The following is a 24,746-nucleotide window of genomic DNA, read 5'->3' on the forward strand; positions in this document are numbered from 1 at the left end:
AGCATGACAATACTGATTGTGACTGAACACGGTTTAGTTGAAGAAGAATGGCTAGAGGTTCGAGAGCGCCGTGATGTACTTATTGCCAAAACGGATTGGGTGATGATGCCTGATGCGCCGCTAAGTGATGAAGTCAAAGAAAGTTATCTTGCTTACAGACAAGCACTGCGAGACATCCCCCAGGCGTTTAGTCAGGCGGAAGAGGTCATTTGGCCAACCATGCCAGGTCGATAACGTGCTTATTCTTAACGGTGCTCAGCTCCCACTAAAGAACCTACGTATTAGCGTTCGCCAGCAATTGGCTGGACAAGATATGTCCGGCCAAACCTCGGCGACTGACCAAGCTGAAACCGGCAGCAAGGGTAAAATACTGACGGTGAAAGGGGTGATCCCTTTTACCAAAAATCAGTTGCTGACTAACTTGTTCAGTATGGCCGAAGCGCAAGAAAGCGACGCGCGCCAAATCTATCGTATCAGTAACAAAACAGCCGAGGCGTTGAAAATTCGTCAGGTGAAATTCCAAGGGGTAGTGCGTGCTGATGAACAAGATTCCCATCGCCAGTGGAGTGTCTCGTTTGAGCTGGTCGAACACCTATCCGTACCTGAGCGAGTGGAACAGCGTCTACCGGATAAACCTGCAGCACAGCAAAAAGTGCAGGGTGTGAATACACCGGTTGAAAAAGGACAAACCGACGATATACCGCCAGGCACGGAAGTGGAATTAACGGGCGTCATGAAGGTACTGAAAAGCGTGGATAATGCGCTGGCTTAAACGAGGGTGTGACCAATGACAACCAACAATAAGTTTCTTTGTCGCGCTTACCTGGGCAAGCACAAAACCAAAGTGAAAAGCCATCGCATTGTCTTCAGTGAAAACACGCCTGGTCGTTGTGAGCTTTCGGTTGAAGGAAACCCAGAGCCCAACACGCTTATCGCGATCGACTTAGGTTGGGGGGATGACATTACTCGGGCTTTCTTGGGTTACATCGAACGTGTTCAACCGTCTGAAAAAGGGTGGTCAAAAGTGTTTTGTCGCGAGCTCGCGGCCATTCTCTATAAACCGCTCAATATCATATTGCGCCATCCCACACTTATGCAGTTGCTGAGCGAGGTCACCAATAAAACGGGGCTTCAATTTGTGGTACCAGAAAAGGCGTACAGCAAAACGGCCATTCCTTGTTTCTACAGTGATGGTAATGGGTATCGAGTCATCGATGAGCTAGCCCAGGCATTTAGCATTGATGATCTGTTCTGGCAGCAGCAAGGCAATGGCCAAGTTTATGTCGGCAGTTGGGCTGATTCATTCTGGGCCGATAAGCCCATCACGTTACCCAATGCACTCATGACCAACCACACGGCCAACAAATCGGTAAAGATACCGGCTATCCCAAAGCTCAAGCCAGGCGTTGTGGTGAATGGTCTTCGATTAGTAGGTGTTGAGTTTGAAGGAACGGAGGCAAAGCTAACATGGATGTGAATACCATCAAGCGCATCATCTTTAGGTTGTTCCCTGAGCTCACAGGGCGATGGCACTTACCCCGTTGGGGAAAGGTCGTAGCACTACCAGAGCTGCCTGAAGAGGGCGATTTATCCGATCGCTTTTACCCACATTACGCGGTAGATGTTCAGCTACTCGATGAAAAAGGCATGGAGTATGAAGATAAATCACCACTGCAGGCGGTATCGCTTCCCGTTCCTGGTCTGGGTGATCATGCTGGTCGTTTAGAGCCGCCAGCACTCGGCAGTATTGTTGAACTAGGCTTCATGTTCGGTCAACCAGACAAGCCCTTTATTCGTTGCGTGTTGCCACTTGGTTTCAAGTTACCAGGCATCAAAGAAGGTGAAAGCCGATACCAACAGCGCAAAGGCGTTTATCAATTAGTCGACCAGAAAGGCAACTTCGAACGTAAGACAGACCAAGCTGATAAGCTTGAATGCCTTACTCAACAAATCAAAGTGCTAGAAAATCGAATCGCTGAAATTGATGGGAACCACACCGAAACCGTCAAAGGCAATAGAACCATCAAAGCTAAGAACATCACCGAAGACGCAGACACCATCAAGTTCAATGGCGGAAAGGGTGTTTGTACCGGCGCAAGCATTTGCCCGTTTATGGGGAAACCGCATGTCGATGTATCATCCACCGTTTATGCAGGAAAAGACTAATGGCATTAAGTAAAACATCACTGAAACAGAAGCTAGAAACCGAACTGAAAGCCCAGGGCTTTGTGCTCGATGGCGAATTCGCAATGGCGGGCATGATGGCTGAAGCCATTGCGAATGCTGTAGTCGATGAGATCACGCAGAATGCGCAAGTGAAAGTGACGGGGGGCAGTTCATCAGGCTCTTACAAAATTAGCTAACACCTATTCTATTTGTTTAGCTTTGGAACCAGTAATTTCTTCGAGTTCATTAATAATCTTTACGACATCATTTGGTTTTTTTGCATTGCCAGAAATTACGATTCGAAAAAAATCGGGACCACTAATGATTGAGGTGTTGTAGCCTCGTTCGGTAAGGTCTTTTTGCACATTAATCGCATTGTCTTCATCCCTTAGTACCATTAGCTGTAAAAGAAAAGGATTAGAATTACTGGAATATTTCTTTTGTTCATTAATATTCTCAGCGAGGTAATCAGTTAGAGCTGTTGAGACACCTTCTTTAATGTAGTTGGTGAAGTAAAGTCTAGCGCTATCTGTAGTCCCTCCAATTAATAGTGCACCATAGTTTGGCGTTTCAAGGAGCACGTACTCTCCATTTGTTAGCCTTGTACCAAAACGAATATCTACATTAATAGCATAGCCCGTATGAATAGAGTTCCCGTTACGGATTGGCATGCATTTCACATAAACAGATAAGTTATGATCTAAGTCTTTATTAGGTGAAATCCTAGCTCTTAAAAACTCACCATCCAAGCTGTGTTTTAAAGCTGAATACTCAAGAGGGCAGTCTTCTGGAACAGTTAGGAAGAACCCTAAACTTGAGGTGTCGGTTGACTTACTTTCTTCCGGTAGTGCATAGAGTGAGCTGGAAAATAGAAGTAAAAATGTTAGAGGAAACCATCTCAATGTATAAAACCCTTGTGTTAGGTACTTAGCGTCATAAAGACTTGGTGTATTAAATAGAATAACGTATTTTATTCTGGCTACTGTTATCTGTGGGTTAAATCATGGCTTTTCTATTAGCATTGAACCTCGGGTATAGAGGTTAGTATATCAATTTGTTCTATGGTGGTGGGCGGCCAAGTTCCCCCCGAACTTGACCTATCCAGACGCAGCAAGCAAAGGCGTTTGGATTTGGTGTCGATAAATAATTTACACATTATGTACTTGATGTGTAAATACTCAATGAAGCTGAGGCTATTAACTTCCTCGCAAAAAGTGGCGGCAAAAATGGCGGCATTCATTGTAAAACAGCGTTATTCATGGGTGTAAATCGTCGTTTTTTACTGTTTTTACATACATGTAATTTAATGTAGATTATTGATTTTATAGTGATTGTTGTATTTTTTATTAAGTTCTACGGCATGTCTTCACAGTCGGCTATGGACAAGCACTCAGGTGGTGTTGCTAAGTACCGCGCGGCAGAAGGTAAAACTGTTTTACTTCCATACCGTGGTTCTGTTCACAACACAATTTCTGACATCCTTGGTGGTGTACGTTCAACTTGTACATACGTCGGCGCAGCGAAGCTAAAAGAGCTAACTAAGCGTACAACTTTCATCCGTGTACAAGAGCAAGAGAACAACGTATTCGGTAAAGAGTAATCTGAACAAATTCGAATAGTTTGAAAATCAAGAGCCGCTTTTGCGGCTCTTTTTTTGGGACTTGCAAACACATTATTGCCCCAAGACGTGTTTAGAACGCATGAAACCACCATGAGATTTATTTGTGAAACAGCCTGTTTCCCAATTTGTGCAACAGGCTGCTGCACAAATTATTCTGAATCAAAAATGCCCCAAACCTTTTTAGAACCTACCTTCCTAAATTTAGAAAAAATTGAGTAATGCTCTTGGTCAAAATCAAATGGGTAACAGTTTACCGTTAAATTATGAAACAGCTTGTTTTGCAAAGTGTCCAACAGGCTGTTTAGGAGAGATTCAGACAAGAGGAAAGCTATCTGAAGAAGGTGAACTCTTTGGGTTGATGAATCAATTTTATTCGTATAGGAAGTCGTTTTAACATTAAAAATCACAAAATTGTCAATAGGAAGTGTAAGCGTTTACATGTTTACAAGCTAGTTTTTATGTGAAACCATATTTATAAATGATGCAATTAGAGTTATTTTGTGGAAACGTTATCACAATGCGAGGCTCGTTAGCTACACAGCTTTAGTTGGACATTTAATTTGATATTCACAACAAATTGGCTAAAAATAAAAATGAACGAAAACAACAAGAAAATTAACTTCCTATTGATTGGATTCGGTCCACATTCCAAACGAATCTTTCATCCTATCTTCGAGAATATTACTAACGATTCAACTTTAGTTTTGAAAGCTGCAATAGACCTGAAATCCAAGCAAGGTCGAGTTGAGAAGTACCTTGATGGTAAGGTAGTGCAGCCCGAAATGTACTATCTAAACAACGATGAACCGGTCCAAGATCAGCTAAATACCTCTACTATAGAACTGCTAGACTCAATCGTAGATAAACACTCTATCAATGCGATTATCATCGCCACTGAACCGCTAGTACACCGAGCCTATGGAACCTGGGCGTTAAGAGCGGGTCTTCCTGTCCTAATGGATAAACCCATTTCCGCAAATATGAATGTATCTTCTGAACTTAGCAGCGCTGAAAAGATTGCAGAAGATTACTATTTCTTGAACGATGAATACGAGAAGGCAAAGGAAAAAGATCCAAACATAATTTTCTCTTTGCTTGCTCAGAGAAGATACCAAACAACCATAGAGCTTATCCGTAATGAGATAAGTAACTGCTTTGCAAAAACGAATTGCCCTGTAACGAACATCCAAACCTTTCACTCTGATGGTCAATGGAGAACCCCTACTGAATGTGTAGAGGAAATCTATCATGGGTACAACCAGGGTTACGGTAAGTGCTCCCATACTGGGTATCACTTCTTTGATATCGTTCCTTACATACTTTCTGCTGGACTCAGTGAGTCAAAATTTTATGAGCATATCGAAGTATTTTCACATGCTGTTAGACCGTTAGATGTCCTATCTCAGTTCAATCTTGAGGACTATGAAAGGTTGTTCGGTGCGGAAGAGTTTTCCAAAAACAATCCGCACAGTGAAGCAGAACTTCATGAACTTATGCAGGATTTAGGTGAGGTAGACTGTCAGAGCAGTATTGCATTCAAAAATGGCAATAATGTGGTTACAACAGCTTTGCTTAATCTAACTCATAATGGGTTTTCTCGCAGGAGCTGGCCTTCTATCGAAGGAATAGAGCTATACAAAGGTAATGGCCGGGTTTCTCACGAATCGCATATTATCCAACAAGGGCCGTTCCAAACCATTCATTTGCACTCATACAAGTCAGATGACTCTAATGAAAATGCTGATAGCAACGCAGAAGTAGTTGGAACAAAAAGGCACATTGCAATTTTTATCTTTAGAAACAATAAGCTGATCGGCGGTAAACCTACAGAAGTTATCAGACTTGATGACATTGAAAAGTTAGAGGGTGAGTCTATCGGGCTTCTTGGTAAGCCAAAGAGCAAGTGCTTCTTTGAGTTTGTTGAAGCTTTACGTGGAGAAATCACTAGAGAAGAGATGAAGTCTGACTTTAGTCAACATGAGCACGGAGCCGTCCTGGTCTCAGCAGTTTATCAATCTATGTGTAATCAACTGACAGGGAGTTCTCCGCTAATCAAAATGCCTCTAGAAATGACTGGTGACAATACATCTACTTTTAATGCTCAAAAGGTTAGGGTTTGCTAATGAAAGAAAAACTATCATATTCTTTTTGGCTTTTTCCAATCGTAGCTGTTTCGTCATTAGGGTTGGATATTTTTATCCCTGCACTACCGGCAATAAACGATGCTTTTGGTGCAAGCCAGCAATCAACGCAATTACTCATAAGTGTTTATGTGTTTGCCTTGAGTATTGGACAGCTAATATTCGGGCCTTACATCGATAAACATGGGTGTCAAAAAGCATTTAACATAGGTATTACGCTTTGTGCAGCCGCTTCTGTTGCTATTGTTTTTAGCGAGTCTCTAAGTTTATTGGTACTGATGCGCTTTGTTCAGGGCTTGGGTGCTGGTACGGTCGCTGTATCAGTTTTCTCTAGTGTGCCAAAGATTTTTAAAAAGGAAATAAGCGGTAAAGTATTTGGCCTCTTTAGCAGTGTGCTCAGTGTCGTGCCGGTTTTGGCTCCACTATTAGGAGGCCTCTTAACGGCGGTGTTCAACTGGGAAGCTTGCTTTTCGTTCTTAGCAATCTACATGATATTTTGCATCTTAGTTAATAGGTATAAACCTCTTCCTTCAAAGGTCGACGTTAACCAAGATACTTCTGATGCCGGAAGGAACTTGTATGCAAAATTACTTACTACCCGGAGTTTTATTATTGGCTGCATGGCTTGTTCATTGGGTTTCTCCACACAGTTGGTATTCTTCTCAAGTTCACCACTAGTAATCATCGAACAGTTTGGTATAGGTACAGAGTACTTCGGTTTGCTTTTCGCTATTAATGCTTTCTCAATCACTGCAGGAAGTCTTTTAGCTGTAAAACTGATTGGTAGATGTAGCGAAGAATCAATCATCAAAGCTGGCTCTGTTATTCTGTTGGTATCTGGTTTCGGTTTTAGTGCCTATCACTTTATGACGGATGTCAATGTTTGGCATTTCATGGCTCCAAGCTGTTTAGGTAGTTTTGGGTTTGCGTTATTGATGTCAGCGGGAACAACATTAGCTTTAAGTGAGTTTTCTCAACAATCTGGTAGAGCTTCATCTCTGAATGGATCTGCTCAGTTGATTGTAGCGTCTCTATTCTCATGGTTAGTGATCAATTTCTGGGATAGTGAATGGAAAACAATTACCATATTCTACGTATTTGGCGGTTTGATGATTTTTGGCTCCACGTTTTTGCGAAAACCCATGAATCGAGTTAAAGCTACCTGCATCCAACCGAGCAAATAATAGTTCAATTTGAATGGCCAAAGACAATTTTGGCCATTTTTTGGGGAGATTTAGTATAGAAACTACGCAAAAATGACCACTGTAAGTAAGCGGTGGCCATCGTGTTTTAGATACCAAAGATTATCTGAAGGATAAACCCCGTTCGAAGTGTCTAAATGTTTCTGTCCAGAATCTTCACAGTTGGCATGTCGTAACTCAGAACTGCCCCAAAATCATTTAGACCAAGTACTTTACAAAGTCTAGAGGCGTGCGTTTTCTCCTACTAGAAATGATCTGAACGCTGCTAATCCCTTTGTTTTGTCACACAGAGCAGTCTAACCCGTTTTCTTTGTAACTAACCTATTGATTTATTATTGTAAGCCTGAATCATGTCTTTATAAAATACAGACACTCTCCGTACAGAAAGCGCTACGTCAATCAGGAGTATTAATGAAGGGTTCTTGTTTATGCGGTGATATTCAGTTTGAAGTTAAAGGTGTTAAGCCTAGCTTGTATCAGTGTCACTGCTCAGTGTGTCGTAAATCAACGGGTTCGTCCTCAAATACAGCTGCGATAGTAAATGAGATAGAATTTAATTGGATAAAAAAGGCGTCGGATATTCAAGAGTTTAATCTTGATAGTGGATACAGTGTTAATTTTTCCGGTCGTTGTGGGAGTCCAGTACCTAATAAGCTAAGAGGTCGAAGTTAGTATGGCTTCCAGCTGGACTACTTGAAGAACATGGGCTTAAAGTAACCCAAGATATCTTCGTTGGGTCTAAAGCACATTGGGATATCATTGGTGGCTCAGCGACACATCACGAAGAAATGCCTAGTTTAGAAAAATTTGTGCAGCTATTAGACCGTTGAGGCAAATGAACATACAAATAATTTGAGCAGATTCGCAACACTTGGCGCTCTGGGTTAGCAGTGTTTTTTTGAGTGTTTAAGGTGCTACGCAGCGACTTAGTTTGTGTGTTGCTCATGACTTAAACAGGCATTACCCATTTTCTCATCATTCAATGCTAAGAAGGCTATTTATTGAAGTGTGGAACGTGCTAAGCAAATAATAGTGCTGATGCCACAGCCCAAGTAGGGCGGCAACAGCTTCAGCCCGCACAATGCGGCCTGAAGATTATTGGCACTTATACAAACTTTAAAAACACATCACTTTTCCCGTACCATTGCCGTTAACCACGTTTCCATGTGTGATATTTTTCTAATAGTTTCAATACTGTCTGCGGTGCGTGATTGCGTTTCCACTCTCCTGCTGCGTACTTATTGCCTTCAGCCCACGTAGGATAGCTGTGTATCGTTCCTAATATTTTATTTAGGCCTAGGCCATGTTTCATGGCTAGCACAAATTCTGCTATTAGATCACCCGCGTGCTCAGATATAATAGTAACACCCAAGATCTTATCTTTACCTCTTGGCGTAATGACTTTAATAAACCCGTCTGTTGAGCTTTCTGTTATTGCTCTATCAAGTTCCTTAAATTCAAATCGAGTCACTTCATAATCGATGCCCTTTTCTTTTGCTTCATATTCATTGATGCCAACTCGTGCAATCTCAGGATCAATAAATGTTGTCCACGGGATCACTCGATAGTCCACCTTGAATTTTTTAAAATGACCAAATAGTGCGTTGACGGCAGCATACCAACCTTGATGGGCTGCAACATGTGTAAACTGGTATGGGCCAACTATATCACCCGCCGCATAGATATTTGGGTAAATCGTTTCTAAGTATTCGTTAGTCACAATTGTGCGATTAGTTTCAATACCTAGTTCCTCTAAACCGTATCCTTCAAGACGAGCACTACGTCCGACAGCACATAACAACTGATCGTATTCGACCTCTATTTCTTGATCATCATGCTTCACAATTATAAATTTTTTGTCGGCTCGTTGCTCGCATCGAAGTGCTTGATGAGAAGATAAGATATTGACCCCGCTCTTTTTCAGCGCTTGTGTGGCAAACTCAGAAACTTCAACATCTTCACGTATCATGATTCTTTCTGCCATTTCTATTTGCGTCACATTGGATCCTAGACGAGAAAAGGACTGAGCTAACTCACAGCCAATTGGACCTCCTCCTAAAACAACCAGCTTTTTTGGTGCTTCATCAAGCTTAGCGAACTCGGACCAAAGTGTATCACTGGTTACATACCCCGTATCTTCAATGCCGGGTAATGGCGGCACAAACGGACGTGCACCAGTGGCAATTACGATACTGCGAGCCGTTAGTGTAGTTGTCGTACCATCGTCATAGGCTATTTCCACAGTCCAGGGGTCAAGTAACTTCCCATATCCTTTCTGTACCTCTACACCCAAATTCGTATAACGTTCAACGCTGTCATGAGGTGCAACTTCAGCTATAATATCGTGTACTCTTTGCATGACTTTTTTAAAAGAAAATTGAGGAGTGAAGTTGTCTAAACCATAGTGGTGTGAATTTTCTATAGAGTTTGCCATCTTGGCACTCTTAATTATGGCTTTGCTGGGTACACAACCGTAATTCAGACAATCACCCCCCATCTCTCCAGCTTCAATCAAGGTTACTTTTGCCTTAACCGCTGCTGCGATATAACTAGTCACAAGGCCGCCCGCTCCTGCACCAATAACAATCATGTTGCGGTCAAACTTCTTGGGTTTTGTCCAATTACTATTTTTCATCTTTGCACCACCGTTTGTTTAATTTAAGAACTGATCCCTATGACTCATTCTGTTTGTTCACTTAAAATTGCACACTAACTTATAGGTAAATAGAACGGAGTGAATCTGTTTTTATTTCAGTATGAGAAAAATAACAGGTAACTTATTTAGTGGCTTTGCAAAGAATCTATTTTATGGGTAAATAGCCTTATAAAGTGAACAGCATTCGTAATATGCTGCACAAAAAGTATTTGCTCGCTATTTTAGGTGTTGACCATTGTCAATTAGCCTTTGTAGCCCGCTATCGATAAGATCTTTCAATTCGTTATCTTGCTTTCTAACAGCGACGCCAATACCTTTACCAAACCATTTCTCGTCTGTAAATTTAGGGCCGGTAAATGATAGTCCTTGTCCTATTATGTATCAGCGCCAATCGAACTATTTTCAGCCTATTTGTTGGATTGTGGTGGCACAGTTAATTTAGCAAAATCACTGACTCAGTTTTGACCAGAGGCTTCATAGACCAGAATTTTTACACGTGGCATTTACTAACTCAAAAGTGCCCCATTATTTGGTAGGCCTTTCACTCATTCATATCCTGCTCACAGACTTTTTCCATACTAAATCTAATACGATGAAATAGGGTAGGATCATGCTCAATTTTAAGTGTGAACAGGCAAAACATTATCAGATGCTTCAAAGGTCAGCTAACTAGACGAGAACAGACCAAGCCGGCATGGCTTGGTCTGTGTGCTAAATCACTCTTTCCTTTCACCTCCTTCGTTCTTGTTCCCTCACTAAAGTCAAATAAGCCCTAAAAACACTATATTGCAACCTTAAGACCTATTTCTCACCACCATAGCCTCTACACTCAAGTTTCTAGAATGGAAAACGCAGTAAATAGGGAGAGGAAAGTATGAATTGGAATGTGGCACCAATGATGGCTTTGGTCATTTTGCTACAAGGGTGTGGCGCACAAAATAGCTCACAAGCTATTGAACAGAAATACACAAATCACGCTTCTAAATTTGCCACTATTGAAGGTAAACGTGTGCATTACCGAGATGAAGGACAGGGTGAGGTGGTGATTTTATTGCATGGCACTTCGTCGTCACTTCACGCGTGGGAGCAATGGACGCAAATCCTCAAACAAGACTACCGCGTCGTACGTATGGACTTGCCGGGTTTTGGCTTGACTGGGCATCAGCCTCAAAACCAGTACGAAATCGCTGACGATATTGCCTTTTTGAACGCATTTACGAGAGAGCTCGACATCGAACAGGCACATTTTGTAGGTAGCTCTTTAGGAGGACGCATAGTGTGGGAGTACGGTTTGCAACATCCAGAGCAGGTTATAACCCTTACGTTGATAAATGCGTTAGGTTATCCGCAAGAATCGTGGCCGCCAGGCATTGAGATGGCCCAGTGGCCCGTCATCGATAAAATAATGGAACATGTCACTCCAAGGTTTATATTCGAAGATGGGCTTAAAGAAGTTTACTTCGACCCGCAACTTGTGGGTGCGGTGTTGATTGATCGTTACTACGAACTGACTACCTACCAACAAAACCGACAGGGATTCACACGTCGCGTCAAGGCATCGCTGGATGAGGACTCGGAAAAGATAACACAAATTGCTAAGCCGACGCTTATTCTTTGGGGGAAGGAAGACCGTTATTTTCCAGCTGAAAATGCGAGAAGATTTGAGCGTGATATTCGGGGCTCTTATGCTGTTGTGTATGACGATGTTGGACACTTACCGATGGAAGAGGTCCCAGAGCGATCAGCAGAGGCATTTAAACAGTTTATCTCGAGAGGTAAGCCTTAGGAGTAACCTGGTGCCAGCGCTTGAACGCTTTGTAGAAGCTGCTGGTATCTTTAAAACCAAGACGATAGCTCAACTCGGTAAGGCTTGGAGGCGGGGTTTGAGTTAGCCAACGGACTGCTAGCTGTTTTCTAGTATCATCAAGAAGACTCTGGAAGGAGGTATGCTCTTTTACCAGTTTGCGGTAGAGCGTTTGTCGGCTGAAGTGTAATTGCTGCGCAACTTTGTCTACGCTGAGCAGTTCTCCATTTTCTAGTGCGTTTGCTACTATGGTCCTGACTTGCTGCTGGAGAGGTTGGGTTTTCGTTAGTGTCTCAAGATGACTTTGTGCGGTTTTTGCCATCATCGTTTTCAGATACTCACTACTTGTCGCAATGGGAAGGTTGAGCCATTTCGACTCAAATATCAACTGGTGATAAGCACTGTTAAATTCAATGATTTCTCCAAAGGCGGGTTGATATTTATCCACATAGTGCGGAGTTAAATACCCAAACTTAGCTTTGGTTAGTGGGAAGGGCTGGGCACTCAGCATTCTTGCCCATGCCACCATCGCACTCATGCTGCGTTCAATGGCGGCTCTAGGGTAATCATGGCGTGATTCAATGGAGAGGGTTAAGCGGCACTGCTGTCCATCGTCATCCACTTGCCAACACTCCGAAGCATTCATCAGAAAAATATTACTTTGGAAGGTGTTAAATGCATCTCTTAACGTCGCGCATTGGCTTACCCAACTTGCGAGTACACCTTTTGATTTAGGAGATATAGTTTGCCCAATGATGAGTCCAATTTCGGGCGATGGATGGTGCTGTTCGAGTAGTGACCATAAGGCAACCATTTGGCTTTCTGGAAGTCGAGCCGACAACGTTAGCTTAGCGCTGTTTTGAATAGCCTCCAGCATTATACCATCAAAGTGATTAGATGCTTCTACCTGTTCACGCAAAGCGGCAGGCAACAGTGAATAGGCATTGACTAATTCAATGACAGAGGCGAATGAAACGGATTTATCGATAGAGTTATCTGCCATGAGTGTTACCAAAATTTTAAGTCATAGCTAACTAATATCGCAATATTCCTCGTCTATCAATCTAGAGTGCTTCTAAAAAATGGTAAGTTCACAATATGTTAGCTGATTGAGATTATAAAGTAATCTCTCAAAAATCGGACTATGTCCTCTATTCAATTAGGGTTAGGGACTGCGTTTGTCTGGGGGGACCAACGAATAAGGGTTAAGCGTTGCGTAGCTAACGTTAAATCCCAAGTGTTGAACAAGCCCGAGCCTCTATTTAAGTAAATTGTGCGATCTGCTCTAGAACGGTCGCAGCCTTGATGATTTTCTCAAAGCGAGGGCGGACTTCGAAAGGCAGAGGTTTCTACATGTAATCTGGTACGACCGTCACGTCAGTTTTGCTATTTGCCATACCTTTAGTTATTCATGATACGCTAATGTTCAATTTCCCGAAAATGATTTTTGTCCAGAAATGTGTTTGAGAGAAGTGGATAGTTACGAATGTTGAACCTTGGTATCAATCCACACAAAATATCAACTTGTGACTTTTCAACATAAAGAGCCGCTTTTTAGCGGCTCTTTATGTTTGAGTTTTAGCTATCACTTAGAAGAGTGTTAACTATCAATTTTTCTACTTCGCATAATTCGAAGGAAACAGTGCTCGTTTCGCTTCTTCATCACGTTCGGTTTTAAACTCAATGCCTTTACCAATCTCGCGAGCGCGCAGTGCGGCAGGGCGACTGTTGATTGCATCAAACCAGCGCTTTAAGTTCGGGTAAGGTTCTAGGCCTTCTTCACCAAGCACGAACGGTGCTTTATCAATCCAACCCCATGCCGCGACATCGACAATGGTGTACTCATTTCCGACGAAAAACTCACGACCTTCCATATGCTTTTCTAACACTTCGTAGTGACGTTGTGCTTCACGTAGATAACGGTTCACGGCGTAGTCTAGGCCTGCAGGGGCAGCATGACGGAAGTGTACCGATTGGCCAGAGTATGGACCAAGACCGCTCGCGATGAACATCATCCAAGATAGAAGTTCTGCTCTGTCTTCTGGTTGCCCCGCTAGCTTGCCAGTTTTCTCTGATAGGTAAAGAAGGATAGCGTTAGAGTCGAATACACGTTGTCCGTCATCTTCAATCGCTGGCGTTTTGCCATTTGGATTTATTAAGCGATATTCCGGTGTGTGTTGCTCGCCTTTTAAGGTATCAACTGGAACGAGTTCAAAATCTAGGCCTGTCTCTTCTAGAAACAGAGCGATCTTCATTGGATTGGGTGTTTGGTGAAAATAGAACTTAAGCATGGGGTAACTCCTTGTATTGGACGTCCATTAAAACATCACTTGAACGATCGTTCAATAATTGATTTTAAATTGTGTGAAAAAGGGCCTGTTTTTTTAAACGAGCGGTGTTTGAATTTCAGTTAGTGGGCAGAAGCTAGCGTGAACCTATTGGCGGTTGAGAATCTTAAATATCTGAAAGTATGTGTTTAAATGTGAGCTTTCATGTTGGTCGTCAGTCTAAATGTAATTGTCGATTATGGTGGGGGAGGCGTGTGAGTTTGAAGCTAGATATTCGAAAATAGTCAGTAACATCATTGTTATACAACAACTTGTTAGATTGGCGAGCGTGTTTAGGCACATAAAATCGTGATCTGCAGCCACATCTTATGCAACCAAGGAATATTAACGCTGTAGATTCTGGTGTGCTTCACGGTTTTTTAATACTAGGGGCTTACATTGGGGAGCAAATCTGATGTGAACACTTAACGACACAGGATCTTTCCATGAAAAAGAACATTATCGCCCTCGCTCTTGGTGGCATGCTGGCTTTTGGCGCAACTCCTTATTCTTTTGCTGCTAACGATGGCGCAGTACAAGCTTCTGCGGATTACGCGCAGTTGGTGACTAAGCGACAAGTTGTCGACCAACTACTTCTTGATGCGTTGCAAGCGTTTAAGTCTCCAGCAAGAATTTCTCACGCTGGCTTCACGGCTAAAATGCCAAGCAACATGGAAATTGTGACTAACCGGTTGTTAGAAGCTTACCAGTTAGAACCTTACCGCACTGACTTGCTGATTTCGGCAGCGAACGCTCAGATCTACAACAAGAATGCAGAGCGCGCTATTGAGTTGTTTGAGCAAGCGTTGACGGTTGCGCCAGACGATGTCGATCTTCATGCTTACCTTGCGGTTTGGCAAAGATTCGATGGTAATGATAGTGAATCCAACAAGCATATGCAGAAGCTTGAGAGCCTGAACAAAGGCAAAGCCGAAGACATCAAACGTATCTTTGCTACGGTCGATCGCGTTTTAGATACACCGTTGAAAGAATCAGCAGATAAAGGGCTACTGAGCGATCACGGCGCGATAGTTACTTTGGGTTACGCGCTGAACCCAGATGGTTCAATGCATGAGATCTTGATTGAACGTCTTGAAACCACATTGGCAATGTCTAAAGCCAACCCGGATGCGATGATTGTGCTAACGGGTGGCGTGCCTAAGAACCACAAGACAGAAGGCAAGTTGATGGCGAATTGGCTTATTTCAAAAGGGGTGAGTAAAGATCGTATCATTGAAGAGAACTATGCGACTAGCACGGTAGGGAATGCTTTGTTCAGTAGCTATGCGCTTGCTCGTCATAATATTAATCATGCGACCATTATTAGCTCGGCAAGCCATGTTCGTCGTGGTCAAACTTTGTTTGAAATTGCGAGCTGGCAAACTGGCCCTCAAGGAATTACATTTGATACGGTTGCTTACCCAGACAAGCCATTAGAAAGTCTTAAAAATGCAAGCAGTGGCGAACTGTTAGGTATTTATCGTGATGCTCTAAGAACCTATGGCATGTGGAGTTACCGCTCTTATCCGCTAGAGTCGCGTTAAGCCTAAAATCTAAGCAATAACTTGGGTTAAGCAAAGCACAACTTGCTGGTACTATCGAGAGGCGCTAGGTGGTAAACTGGCGCTCTATTAATTTTAGTGTTTCAAAGGTAAAGTGATGAACCCGATTTTAGCAATGTTGAAAGAGAACAATATTAGCGATGAGCAAATCAGCGAGATATTCAAGACGCTGACAGAGAACCCTCTTGCAGCAATGGCGACAATCAGCCAACTTGGCTTACCACAAGATAAACTTCAAATGCTGATGGGTCAGGTAATGCAAAACCCTGCGCTAATCAAAGAAGCCGTTGAAGAGCTTGGCCTAGATTTCTCTAAGGTTGAAGCGGCTAAAGAACAACTTCAAAAATAAGTCAATTTGAATGAGCTAAGATCGAATTAGCTTAATCAAAATTCAATGAAAAGGTCGTTTAAGTTCAGCAACAGGCTATCTTAACGGCCTTTTTTGATCTTGGTGGCGATTATTCACTTTGATCAAGTTGCTTTCAATCCCTGCCTCCCATTTTCTACTTAACGACTATTTCAACACAATTGACAGCACCTTTGCCAAACATGCGTTGCTACTGACAATTTACTTACTAGACTTAATTAACCTATGTGCGACTTGATATGTGCACCTTGATGAACAGTGTTTTTTGGATGAGGAATGCCCTGAATAGTAGGGACATAAACATCAAACAATAGCGCTGTTTATTTATGGGTCACAACAAGATAAAGAACAAGAGGGCACTCAAATAAGCCCTTTATTGAGCAGTGATTTTATAGGAAATGAGTTATGAAATATTTAAAGGAAACGGCTTTAGCTAGCCTTGTGTTGGCCGGGCTTGTTGGTTGTGGCGGAGACTCAGGATCATCAAGCAGTACGACACCCATGACCTTGAGTGTGAGTGATGCGCCCGTCGATGATGTTAAAGATGTGACGGTGACATTCAGCAAGGTAGCTTTACTTCCGATTCAGGGAGGTACAACGCTAGTGTATGACGTGTATAAGACGGGCGAAAACGGTGATTACGTTGATGAAAATGGCGACCCGTTGCCAGACGGTGAAGATCCTATTCCATTAAGTGTCAATTTATTGGATTACCAAGGAAGCGATGCACTTCCTTTGATTGAAAACGAGGTAGTTCCAGTAGGTAGCTATAAACTATGTGTGTTTGCGAATGATGGCGATCACCCGACACATCCATCTTATGTTGTAGAAAACGATGACTCGATTCGTGAGTTAACGGTGAAAGGTAATGGCACGTGCCCGCAAGGTGTTGGTAAAGAAGATAACGCTGGCGTGCTTTACTTTAATGATTCATTTAATGTGAACCAACAGAGTAACGATTTTGTTGTCGAGTTCGATCTTCGACGTGGCCTAAAGAACAGTTCGACTTTCCCTGATTACACTATTCAAAGAACGTCTGTAAGCCTTATCAATACGGTTGAGACAGGAAACATTGAAGGTACTGTTTCGAGTACCACTTTTGCAGCTTGTAACCCTACAAATGATAATACTTATGTTCAGTCGGTGTACTTGTATGAAGGTAATGTCGACAAAGCTGACATGGCGCCTATTGGCGGTTCCGATGAGGTGAAGCCGATTACTTCAGCATCAGTGGCAATGAATGAAGCACAGACTAACTATGAGTTCTCTCTGGGATTTATTGATCCAGGTACTTACTCATTGGGTTATACCTGTACCGCGCAACACGACAGTGATGAAGACAATGCTGGTCCGGTTGCTGATGGTTTTGACATTTATGAAGTTCAAAATAGTGTTCAGGTAGTGGTTGGTCAGGATAACCAAGTATCGTTTTAAATCTTTGACGTGATTAAGCATTCGAATAAAAACGGCCTCTCATTTAGAGGCCGTTTTTGATCATGTCACCTAGTTAGCATGAATTTGATGATCATTGAGTGTGACTCTAGGGAAGTGATAATGTAACTTTGTATCTCTTACTTTAACCTAGCGAAATGTACTCCGGCGTTGCTCATGAAATCTAGCTTAAGCATTCGATCTTACACCAAGCAATTTAATACCCATGCTCATGATGACCATCATCAACTGGTATTACCGATCCAAGGCAGTATTAATATCGAAATGGTGAGGTATGTCGGTAAAGTGGCGGTGGGCGAATGTGTGGTGATTCCGGTAACCACAGCACATGCGTTTAAAGCGGACGAAGCAGCGCGGTTTATTGTCGCGGATATGGCTGTGTTGCCTCAGCATTTGTTAGAGCACGAGCTCTCGGTTTTCACGATAACGCCACCTTTGATGAGCTTCTTGTTGTTTGTTGAGAAGCAGCTGGAATATCAGGTCGATAGCGGTATTGAGTCATCCATCTTGGATGTGTTTTCACTGCTGTTAGAGCAACAACAAGTGAGCAAGAGCATCGACCCAAGAATCCGTGCGGTACAAAGGCTGATAGCGGATAACTACACGCAACCGTTATCCATATCACAACTTGCAGAAACGGCCTGTTTGAGCCCTACTCAATTCAAAAAACGCTTCAAAGAGTGCTTGGGTATCAGTGCGCTTAAATACATTACTCGATATCGTATGGAGAAAGCTCAAGCCTTGTTAACCCACACCGATTTACCTGTTCAATTGATAGCCGAAAATGTGGGTTATAGTGATGTTTCTGCTTTTAGTCGTCGCTTCTCTCAGCACTTTGGAATGTCTCCAAGGGCGTTTCTAGGCTCAATGAAAGACAGTCTTTAGAAACAACAATAGCGTCCTTTCGGCAAACTAACTTTTATCAATCTTCACTATTATCTATTTCAGAACTGAAAATTGGGTAATAGAAATGAATCTTGCCATCAATCGCGTTAACGAATTCCAAATGGGCACTTTAGCCATCTTGTTTGCTTCCATTTTATGGGGCACGACAGGCACCGCCGCAAGTTTTGCGCCTGATCTAAGCCCATTAGCGATTGGTGCTTTCTCTATGGGTGTCGGCGGCCTAATGCAAGCGGGCTTAGCGTATCGAAAAATCCTATTCGCTTTCGACAAGCTTTTGCAGAACAAGAAGTTGTTGGCAGTGAGCGCTTTGGCTTTAGCGATCTATCCTTTAGCTTTCTATTCTTCAATGAAATTATCTGGCGTGGCGATTGGTACAGTGGTTTCGATTGCTACCGCACCTTTCTTTTCTGCTCTGTTAGAGTGTCTTATTAGCAAAAAGAATAATATCAACAAACGTTGGCTCACTAGCTTTGCGATTGGTGTGGTGGGTATTGGGTTGTTGGTGTTTTCAGAATCTTCATCGACGAATGAATCCGGTGATGATCTCAAGCTGTTCGGTATTGCTTTAGGTTTGCTCGCTGGGTTGTGTTACGCCATTTATTCTTGGGCGACCAAAGCACTTATCGACAAAGGGATTAAGTCACAAGCGGCGATGGGCAGTATTTTTGGCCTGGGTGCGATGCTGTTGCTGCCAACGCTCTGGTTTACGGGGGAGAACCTGTTTTCCTCGCAGATTAACGTATTAGTCATCAGTTATCTGACGTTAATCCCACAATGCTTGGGCTATATCGCGTTCAGTTTTGGTTTACGCCACGTGACCGCGAGTAGCGCCAATCTGCTGACTCTGTTTGAACCAGTAGTTGCAGCGGTGCTTGCCGTCTGTGTTGTCGGTGAGCTGATTCCTTTTATAGGCTGGTTAGGTATGTCTCTGATTGTGTTGTGCTTGTTTATACAGTCGAAGCCATCTAAAGGAACGTTATAAGTATTTGTTTTGTTTTGCCTAATTGAAATTTTTTCATGTGTAATTCTTATAATTGAATAAAATCAGTATCTCAGTTGTGAGAGTGCTGTTACTATCGCTATCAATAGTCGGGGGGCATATACCTTATTTGGTGTTTGCTGAGATCGTTAATCGAGACCCGTTGAACCTGATTCAGTTAACACTGGCGTAGGGAACTATAAGCACTTGATCTGCGTCTGCACCCATGAAAACTTTCATGTGTTTATTGCGACTTCTCCTTCGATCGGTGTTCGTTCTCCTACGTCTTGTAAGATAGTAGGAGCGACAATGACACACAGTTCTAATTCAAAAGATTTAACGCTAAAAGCCTCAGTTTCACAGCACTCTGCTGATGGTTCGATTCGAACAAACACTCCGATTGTATTGACGATCGCAGGCTCAGACAGCGGCGGCGGTGCAGGGATCCAAGCTGATATTAAAGCCATGTCTGCAACGGGTAGCTTCGCTTGTTCGGTAATTACCGCAATTACCTCTCAGAATACCCAAGGCGTTTCCGCCATTTTGCCTATTCCACTCGACCATGTTGCTAGCCAGTTAGATGCGGTTTTTACTGATCTCAATATCGTGGCAGTAAAAGTCGGCATGTTGGCCGATTCGCAAATCATCAAAGTCGTCGCTGATAAAATTAAGCAGTACCAACCTAAACACTTAGTGATTGACCCTGTAATGGTCGCAACCAGTGGTGATCTTCTTTTAGAAAACTCAGCCATTACTACACTGAAACAAGAGCTGATTCCGCTGGCAGACATCATTACGCCTAATTTGCCTGAAGGCGCGGCGTTAACAGGCAAGCCGGTACCTGAAAGCGAAGCTGAAATGCAGGGCATGATTGAAGATTTACGCGCACTAGGTGCTAAAGCGGTTCTCTTGAAAGGCGGCCACCTGGAGAAAGATGAAAACAGTAACGACTTACTGATTCTGCCAACCACATCTGCTCTGATTAGCGCGAAGCGTTTTCCTACCAAAAACACTCATGGAACGGGCTGCACGCTCTCTTCTGCTATTGCTTCTTTCTTGGCTCAAGGCAACAAACTTCCAGAGGCTGTCGACCTAGGTAAACAATACATTTCACGAGCAATTGCTCACGCCGACGAACTTCAAGTTGGTCAAGGTCACGGCCCTGTAAATCACTTCTTCGTTGGGCACGGTAATGTCCGTTAATACGATTGGCGTTCAACTCAGTAATGCGACTCTGCGTTACCGAGATAGCGAGCACGCGACCTTATCTGGACTGTCATTGAGCTTAAAAGCAGGCAAGTGGACAGTGTTACTTGGTCGCAGTGGCTGCGGAAAAACCACGGTATTGCGTTATCTGGCAGGCTTGTTGGACGACAAGGTGGAATGGCAGGGCACATTGGCAACGTCTGATGAATTGCCTTTAACGGAGCGCATCGCTTACATGGCGCAGCAAGATTTGTTACTGCCATGGCTATCGGTTATCGACAACGTGTGTTTGAGCCATCGCTTTCAAAATTCCGCAGATAAGCATAAAAATATCGAGCATAAAAATCAGGCGTTAGAGCTACTGATTTCTGTTGGTCTGGCTGATTACGCGGATGCTATGCCGGATCAATTGTCTGGTGGTATGCGTCAGCGTGTTGCTTTGGCTCGAACCTTAATGCAAGACAAGCCAGTCGTGCTGATGGATGAGCCTTTCTCTGCGCTGGATGCGGTAACGAGACACAAGCTGCAAAGTTTAGCGTGTGAACTGTTAAGGGGTAAAACCGTTGTGTTGATCACTCATGATCCACAAGAAGCGGTGCGTCTGGCGGATAACTTGTATGTGTTGCAAGGCACGCCTGCGAGTGCTCACTCTTTATCTGTGCCTCACACGTCAACGCCACGAGTGTTAGATGGTGAGTGTGCCGAGCTACAACAAGCGATCTTAGAACAGTTGGAGCGTGATTATGAATGAACTAACTCGAAGTGAAGCTACTGATAGCTCCAAGATAGAAAACTCAATGGAAGAAAGTTCAACTAACGCGCAGGCTAGCACAGCGCGTCCTCGCCAGATGAATCCTGTTATGCGTTTGCTTATTAGCAGTGCTGTGATTCTTGGTTTGTGGCAAATGGTGGTAATTATATTCGAGATGCCAAGCTTCATTCTGCCAGCTCCCGCAGAAGTCTCCCTCAAGCTGATTGAACGCTACGATGTGTTACTCAAACACACTTGGGTGACTGCGCAAGAGATCTTACTTGGTCTATTGCTCGGTTTATCCATGGGGCTGTTTTTCGCCTTGCAGATGTTGATGTTTGACCCGTTGAAGCGTTGGCTATTGCCTATCTTGATTGCTAGCCAAGCGATTCCTGTATTTGCGATTGCGCCAGTACTTATGCTTTGGCTTGGCTATGGCATCGCTTCAAAAGTGGTGATGGCGGCGATCATTATCTTCTTCCCTGTGACCACTTGCTGTTACGACGGTCTGCGTAATACACCGACAGGTTATCTTGATCTTGCTAAGACGATGGGTGCATCGAAATGGCAATTGCTCCGCTATATCCAACTTCCTGCTGCATTGCCAACATTGGCGTCTGGCATTCGTGTAGCGGTGGTGATAGCCCCAATAGGCGCAGTCGTCGGTGAGTGGGTAGGCTCCAGTGAAGGTTTAGGTTACTTAATGCTACAAGCCAATGCGCGCATGATCATTGATGAGATGTTTGCGGCCTTATTTATCTTGGCGGTGCTGTCTATCTCGCTCTATTTCATCACAGATAAGTTACTCAAAAAAGCCATCCCTTGGGAGAACCAGTGATGGCTTGATCAATAACACTTTGTTTAATAAGGCTTCGCTCAACGCTATTTATCTAAACAAAACGTCGTTAAAAACTAGCTCTATAAACACAATAATAATATTCAAAAGGAAAGGTTAACTATGAAAAACACCAAATTGGTAGGTGCAGTGGCACTGCTTGCTTCGCTAGTGTCAGGTCATGCTCTAGCGGACTCTGAACAAAAGAAACTGACACTGATGTTGGACTGGTTTGTGAACCCGAACCATGGCCCGATTGTGATCGCTCAAGAGCGTGGCTACTTTGCTGACCAAGGTCTAGATGTTGAAATTCAAGAGCCAGCAGACCCAAGCACACCAGCAAAATTGGTCGCGGCAGGTAAGGTCGATTTAGCGGTAACTTACCAACCAAGTTTAACCATGGATGTGGCAGCGGGTCTTCCTTTAGTTCGTGCATCAACCCTTATCGCGACGCCACTAAATACACTAATGGTATTGGATAACGGCAAGAACGATACGCTAGCGGATCTGAAAGGCAAGAAGATTGGTATTGCGATTGCTGGTAACGAAGAAGCGACTATTGGCACCATGCTGGCTCAAGAAAGCGTTGAGTTTACAGACGTGCAAACCATCAATGTTGGTTGGGCACTGTCGTCTTCATTGGCATCAGGGAAGGTAGATGCAATCTGGGGTGGCTTACGTAACTTCGAGACCAACCAGTTAGCTCTTGAAGGCTTTAAAGCAAAAGCATTCTTCCCAGAAGAGCACGGTGTTCCTGCTTACGATGAGCTTATCTTTGTTGCGAACGCAAAGCAACATGATGATGAAGCGATCAAAGCGTTCAACAAAGCATTGGAACAAGCAACCACTTACATTGTGAACCACCCACAAGAGTCATGGAGCGAGTTTGTTGCGTATTCACCTGATACGCTGAACAACGAGCTTAACCAACGCGCATGGAACGACACGCTGACTCGTTTTGCACTTCGCCCTTCAGCGGTTGACCTGAAACGTTACGACGATTACGCACAGTTCATGTTCGACAAAGGCATTATCAAATCACTACCAAAAGCCGCTGACTACGTACCGACTTTTGACTAAGGAATCTTATGAAATACCAAGACTTAATCCAAGCCTGTCATCAAGATTGGCAAGACTACACAGAGCATGATTTTGTTAAAACGCTGGCGAACGGCACACTCGCTCAGCCGTGTTTCCTGCATTATTTGAAACAAGATTTTCTGTTCTTGAAGCAATATGCTCGCGCTTATGCGTTGGCGATTTACAAGGCGAAAACCTTGGCTGATATGCGCCGTGCATTGCCAAGTGTTCATGCTCTGCTAGATTCTGAAATATCTCACCACGTGACTTACTGTGGTCAGTGGGGCTTAACGGAATCTGACCTAGAAAACGAACCTGAAGATTTCGGCACAGTCGCTTACACACGCTACGTTCTAGACGCGGGTATGACGGGTGATCTTGTCGATCTTTATGCGGCACTGGCTCCGTGTTCAATTGGTTACGCTGTGATCGGTAAAGCGCTGTTAGAAAGCAGCGATACCGTTTGGGAAGGTAACCCATACGCAAGCTGGCTGCAACTGTATGGCGGCGAAGAGTTCCAATCAGGTGTGGCTACAGGCGCGGAGTACTTTAATCAGCTGCTTGCTGAAATTGATATCAACAGCGAGCGTGGTCAAAGTATCGTTCATATCTTTAAAACGGCAACGCGTATGGAAGTGGCTTTCTGGCAGCAAGGTCTGAATGCACTTAATGACTCAACAGCGGCTTTCACGAATAAGGATTAATCCATGCTAACTGAACAAATCATCCAATCACTGCGCGCAGTACGAGAGCAAAAACCATTGGTTGTGAACATCACCAACTACGTCGTGATGAACAATACGGCGAATGCTTTATTGGCGATTGGTGCTTCACCTATCATGGCGCACTCACAGCAAGAACTGGCTGAGATGATGTCATTCTCTGGCGCTTTGGTGATTAACATCGGCACGCTTGATAGTGTTTGGACGCCAAGAATGCGCTTCGCGGTTGAACAAGCGAATGCGAACAACAAGGTTGTGGTCCTTGACCCTGTAGGTTGTGGCGCAAGTACGCTGCGTACCGAGACTTCTCGTGAAATTGCACGTTTAGCCAATAAGCTAATCATTCGTGGTAACGCGTCTGAGATCATTGCGCTAGCGGGTGAGCAAGCACAGAGCAAAGGCGTTGATGCGCTGGATAGCAGTGATGCCGCATTAGGCGCTGCACAGTGCTTAGTGGCTGAATACGGTGCAAATGTGGTAATTTCTGGTGAGACAGATTACGTTGTCACCAAAGACAGTGTTGTGATGTTAAACAATGGTCATCCAATGATGCCGTTTGTAACGGGCATGGGCTGTACCTTAACGGCCTTGACGGGCGCATTTGCTGCTGTTGGTGATGACAGTGGTTTAGCGGCTGCGGCGATATTGGGCGTGGTTGGTGAAATCGCGGCTGAAAACTCACGCGGCCCGGGTAGCTTACAAATGAACTTGCTTGATGAGCTATATCAGTTAGACGAAGAGACTCTGATTCAACGTTTGAAGATTCAGTAGGGTTAATCTAACTGTAAGCCACAAGTTAGAAGCCTAACTTAAAACTCTTTAGATAAAGAAAAGCCCCCGATTGAAGTGACCCCGTAAAGTTGGACATTTCTGTTAAGCGGCTTTCAAGGCCTGAGTTCGATATTCTATCGGAGTCAGGCCTTTTAGTTTCACTTTTATACGTTTGGTATTGTAGTACTCGATGTATTC

General features: G+C 43.6%; 25 protein-coding genes, 2 pseudogenes and 1 riboswitch. Of the genes and pseudogenes, 21 read left to right on the top strand and 6 right to left on the bottom strand.

What is annotated here, in order from left to right:
• Positions 1 to 3: 3 nt before the first annotated feature.
• The 5 genes from L8S15_RS15100 to L8S15_RS15120 are packed head-to-tail and all read left to right on the top strand — an operon-like array spanning position 4 to position 2,363.
• Entirely contained in the window at positions 4 to 234 is a 231-nt protein-coding gene (locus L8S15_RS15100; protein WP_017071452.1) for a tail fiber assembly protein, read from the top strand.
• A 1-nt stretch (position 235) separates the two neighbouring features.
• On the top strand, positions 236 to 772 hold the full coding sequence (locus L8S15_RS15105; protein ID WP_280573932.1) for an adenine glycosylase: 537 nt from the start codon (positions 236 to 238) through the stop codon (positions 770 to 772).
• Between the two features lie 15 nt (positions 773 to 787).
• Complete coding sequence (locus tag L8S15_RS15110; protein WP_280573934.1) at positions 788 to 1,477, top strand: hypothetical protein; 690 nt, start codon at positions 788 to 790, stop codon at positions 1,475 to 1,477.
• Positions 1,468 to 2,166 (top strand): hypothetical protein, encoded by a 699-nt coding sequence (locus tag L8S15_RS15115; protein WP_280573937.1) that lies wholly within the window; start codon positions 1,468 to 1,470, stop codon positions 2,164 to 2,166. The genes L8S15_RS15110 and L8S15_RS15115 overlap by 10 nt, the downstream gene beginning before the upstream one ends.
• Positions 2,166 to 2,363 (top strand): hypothetical protein, encoded by a 198-nt coding sequence (locus tag L8S15_RS15120; protein WP_280573940.1) that lies wholly within the window; start codon positions 2,166 to 2,168, stop codon positions 2,361 to 2,363. The genes L8S15_RS15115 and L8S15_RS15120 overlap by 1 nt, the downstream gene beginning before the upstream one ends.
• Before the next feature lie 3 nt (positions 2,364 to 2,366).
• On the opposite strand, the gene L8S15_RS15125 is transcribed toward L8S15_RS15120, so the two are convergent.
• On the bottom strand, positions 2,367 to 3,068 hold the full coding sequence (locus tag L8S15_RS15125) for an SPOR domain-containing protein (protein WP_280573942.1): 702 nt from the start codon (positions 3,066 to 3,068) through the stop codon (positions 2,367 to 2,369).
• 440 nt (positions 3,069 to 3,508) lie between these two features.
• Between L8S15_RS15125 and L8S15_RS15130 the strand changes: the two are divergent.
• The 4 genes and pseudogenes from L8S15_RS15130 to L8S15_RS15145 all read left to right on the top strand — a co-directional run.
• A pseudogene (locus L8S15_RS15130) lies at positions 3,509 to 3,766 on the top strand (IMP dehydrogenase); the annotation flags it as partial.
• A gap of 581 nt (positions 3,767 to 4,347) precedes the next feature.
• Positions 4,348 to 5,910, top strand: coding sequence for a Gfo/Idh/MocA family oxidoreductase (locus L8S15_RS15135; RefSeq protein ID WP_016788049.1), 1,563 nt, complete (start codon positions 4,348 to 4,350; stop codon positions 5,908 to 5,910).
• Positions 5,910 to 7,112, top strand: coding sequence for a multidrug effflux MFS transporter (locus L8S15_RS15140; protein ID WP_016789464.1), 1,203 nt, complete (start codon positions 5,910 to 5,912; stop codon positions 7,110 to 7,112). Before L8S15_RS15135 ends, L8S15_RS15140 begins: the two co-directional genes overlap by 1 nt.
• Before the next feature lie 429 nt (positions 7,113 to 7,541).
• Entirely contained in the window at positions 7,542 to 7,802 is a 261-nt protein-coding gene (locus L8S15_RS15145) for a GFA family protein (protein WP_241797883.1), read from the top strand.
• 478 nt (positions 7,803 to 8,280) lie between these two features.
• On the opposite strand, the gene L8S15_RS15150 is transcribed toward L8S15_RS15145, so the two are convergent.
• Together L8S15_RS15150 and L8S15_RS15155 are read right to left on the bottom strand one after the other, a co-directional pair.
• Positions 8,281 to 9,765, bottom strand: coding sequence for an FAD-dependent oxidoreductase (locus tag L8S15_RS15150; protein WP_016785411.1), 1,485 nt, complete (start codon positions 9,763 to 9,765; stop codon positions 8,281 to 8,283).
• Between the two features lie 237 nt (positions 9,766 to 10,002).
• Positions 10,003 to 10,143: pseudogene (locus L8S15_RS15155) on the bottom strand (ABC transporter substrate-binding protein); the annotation flags it as partial.
• 517 nt (positions 10,144 to 10,660) lie between these two features.
• On the opposite strand from L8S15_RS15155, the gene L8S15_RS15160 reads away from it, so the two are divergent.
• Positions 10,661 to 11,572, top strand: coding sequence for an alpha/beta hydrolase (locus L8S15_RS15160; RefSeq protein WP_016789465.1), 912 nt, complete (start codon positions 10,661 to 10,663; stop codon positions 11,570 to 11,572).
• On the opposite strand, the gene L8S15_RS15165 is transcribed toward L8S15_RS15160, so the two are convergent.
• Both L8S15_RS15165 and L8S15_RS15170 read right to left on the bottom strand, forming a co-directional pair.
• A complete protein-coding gene (locus L8S15_RS15165; protein ID WP_016789466.1) occupies positions 11,550 to 12,593 on the bottom strand; it encodes an AraC family transcriptional regulator in 1,044 nt (347 codons plus the stop codon). The genes L8S15_RS15160 and L8S15_RS15165 overlap by 23 nt on opposite strands.
• Before the next feature lie 613 nt (positions 12,594 to 13,206).
• Positions 13,207 to 13,881, bottom strand: coding sequence for a glutathione S-transferase family protein (locus L8S15_RS15170; RefSeq protein ID WP_010430545.1), 675 nt, complete (start codon positions 13,879 to 13,881; stop codon positions 13,207 to 13,209).
• A 482-nt stretch (positions 13,882 to 14,363) separates the two neighbouring features.
• Between L8S15_RS15170 and L8S15_RS15175 the strand changes: the two genes are divergently transcribed.
• From L8S15_RS15175 to thiM, 11 genes are all read left to right on the top strand, one after another.
• Positions 14,364 to 15,461 (top strand): ElyC/SanA/YdcF family protein, encoded by a 1,098-nt coding sequence (locus tag L8S15_RS15175; RefSeq protein ID WP_280573959.1) that lies wholly within the window; start codon positions 14,364 to 14,366, stop codon positions 15,459 to 15,461.
• 115 nt (positions 15,462 to 15,576) lie between these two features.
• On the top strand, positions 15,577 to 15,828 hold the full coding sequence (locus tag L8S15_RS15180) for a DUF2999 family protein (protein ID WP_009844829.1): 252 nt from the start codon (positions 15,577 to 15,579) through the stop codon (positions 15,826 to 15,828).
• Between the two features lie 423 nt (positions 15,829 to 16,251).
• Positions 16,252 to 17,280 carry a DUF4382 domain-containing protein gene (locus L8S15_RS15185; protein ID WP_280573961.1) on the top strand — a complete coding sequence of 343 codons (1,029 nt, stop codon included), beginning with the start codon at positions 16,252 to 16,254 and terminating at the stop codon, positions 17,278 to 17,280.
• A 174-nt stretch (positions 17,281 to 17,454) separates the two neighbouring features.
• Positions 17,455 to 18,183 (top strand): AraC family transcriptional regulator, encoded by a 729-nt coding sequence (locus L8S15_RS15190; protein WP_010430533.1) that lies wholly within the window; start codon positions 17,455 to 17,457, stop codon positions 18,181 to 18,183.
• Between the two features lie 85 nt (positions 18,184 to 18,268).
• The gene (locus tag L8S15_RS15195; protein WP_280573963.1) at positions 18,269 to 19,186 is read left to right on the top strand and encodes an EamA family transporter; all 918 of its coding nucleotides are present in this window, start codon (positions 18,269 to 18,271) and stop codon (positions 19,184 to 19,186) included.
• A 98-nt stretch (positions 19,187 to 19,284) separates the two neighbouring features.
• Positions 19,285 to 19,396, top strand: a riboswitch (TPP riboswitch).
• 96 nt (positions 19,397 to 19,492) lie between these two features.
• Positions 19,493 to 20,386 (top strand): bifunctional hydroxymethylpyrimidine kinase/phosphomethylpyrimidine kinase, encoded by an 894-nt coding sequence (thiD, locus tag L8S15_RS15200; protein ID WP_010430528.1) that lies wholly within the window; start codon positions 19,493 to 19,495, stop codon positions 20,384 to 20,386.
• On the top strand, positions 20,376 to 21,140 hold the full coding sequence (locus L8S15_RS15205) for an ABC transporter ATP-binding protein (RefSeq protein ID WP_010430526.1): 765 nt from the start codon (positions 20,376 to 20,378) through the stop codon (positions 21,138 to 21,140). The genes thiD and L8S15_RS15205 overlap by 11 nt, the downstream gene beginning before the upstream one ends.
• 46 nt (positions 21,141 to 21,186) lie before the next feature.
• Entirely contained in the window at positions 21,187 to 21,978 is a 792-nt protein-coding gene (locus tag L8S15_RS15210; protein WP_162299033.1) for an ABC transporter permease, read from the top strand.
• 120 nt (positions 21,979 to 22,098) lie between these two features.
• A complete protein-coding gene (locus L8S15_RS15215) occupies positions 22,099 to 23,055 on the top strand; it encodes an ABC transporter substrate-binding protein (protein WP_010430522.1) in 957 nt (318 codons plus the stop codon).
• 8 nt (positions 23,056 to 23,063) lie between these two features.
• The gene (gene tenA, locus L8S15_RS15220) at positions 23,064 to 23,759 is read left to right on the top strand and encodes a thiaminase II (RefSeq protein ID WP_010430520.1); all 696 of its coding nucleotides are present in this window, start codon (positions 23,064 to 23,066) and stop codon (positions 23,757 to 23,759) included.
• Positions 23,760 to 23,762: 3 nt separating this feature from the next.
• Complete coding sequence (gene thiM, locus L8S15_RS15225) at positions 23,763 to 24,548, top strand: hydroxyethylthiazole kinase (protein ID WP_010430518.1); 786 nt, start codon at positions 23,763 to 23,765, stop codon at positions 24,546 to 24,548.
• Positions 24,549 to 24,650: 102 nt separating this feature from the next.
• Here thiM and L8S15_RS15230 read toward each other — a convergent pair.
• The coding region (locus L8S15_RS15230; RefSeq protein ID WP_137409013.1) for an IS3 family transposase at positions 24,651 to 24,746 on the bottom strand (96 nt) is incomplete at its 5' end.

The organism is Vibrio sp. S/42/10, from assembly GCF_029890535.1.
In the GTDB taxonomy this organism is placed as follows: Bacteria; Pseudomonadota; Gammaproteobacteria; order Enterobacterales; family Vibrionaceae; genus Vibrio; species Vibrio cyclitrophicus.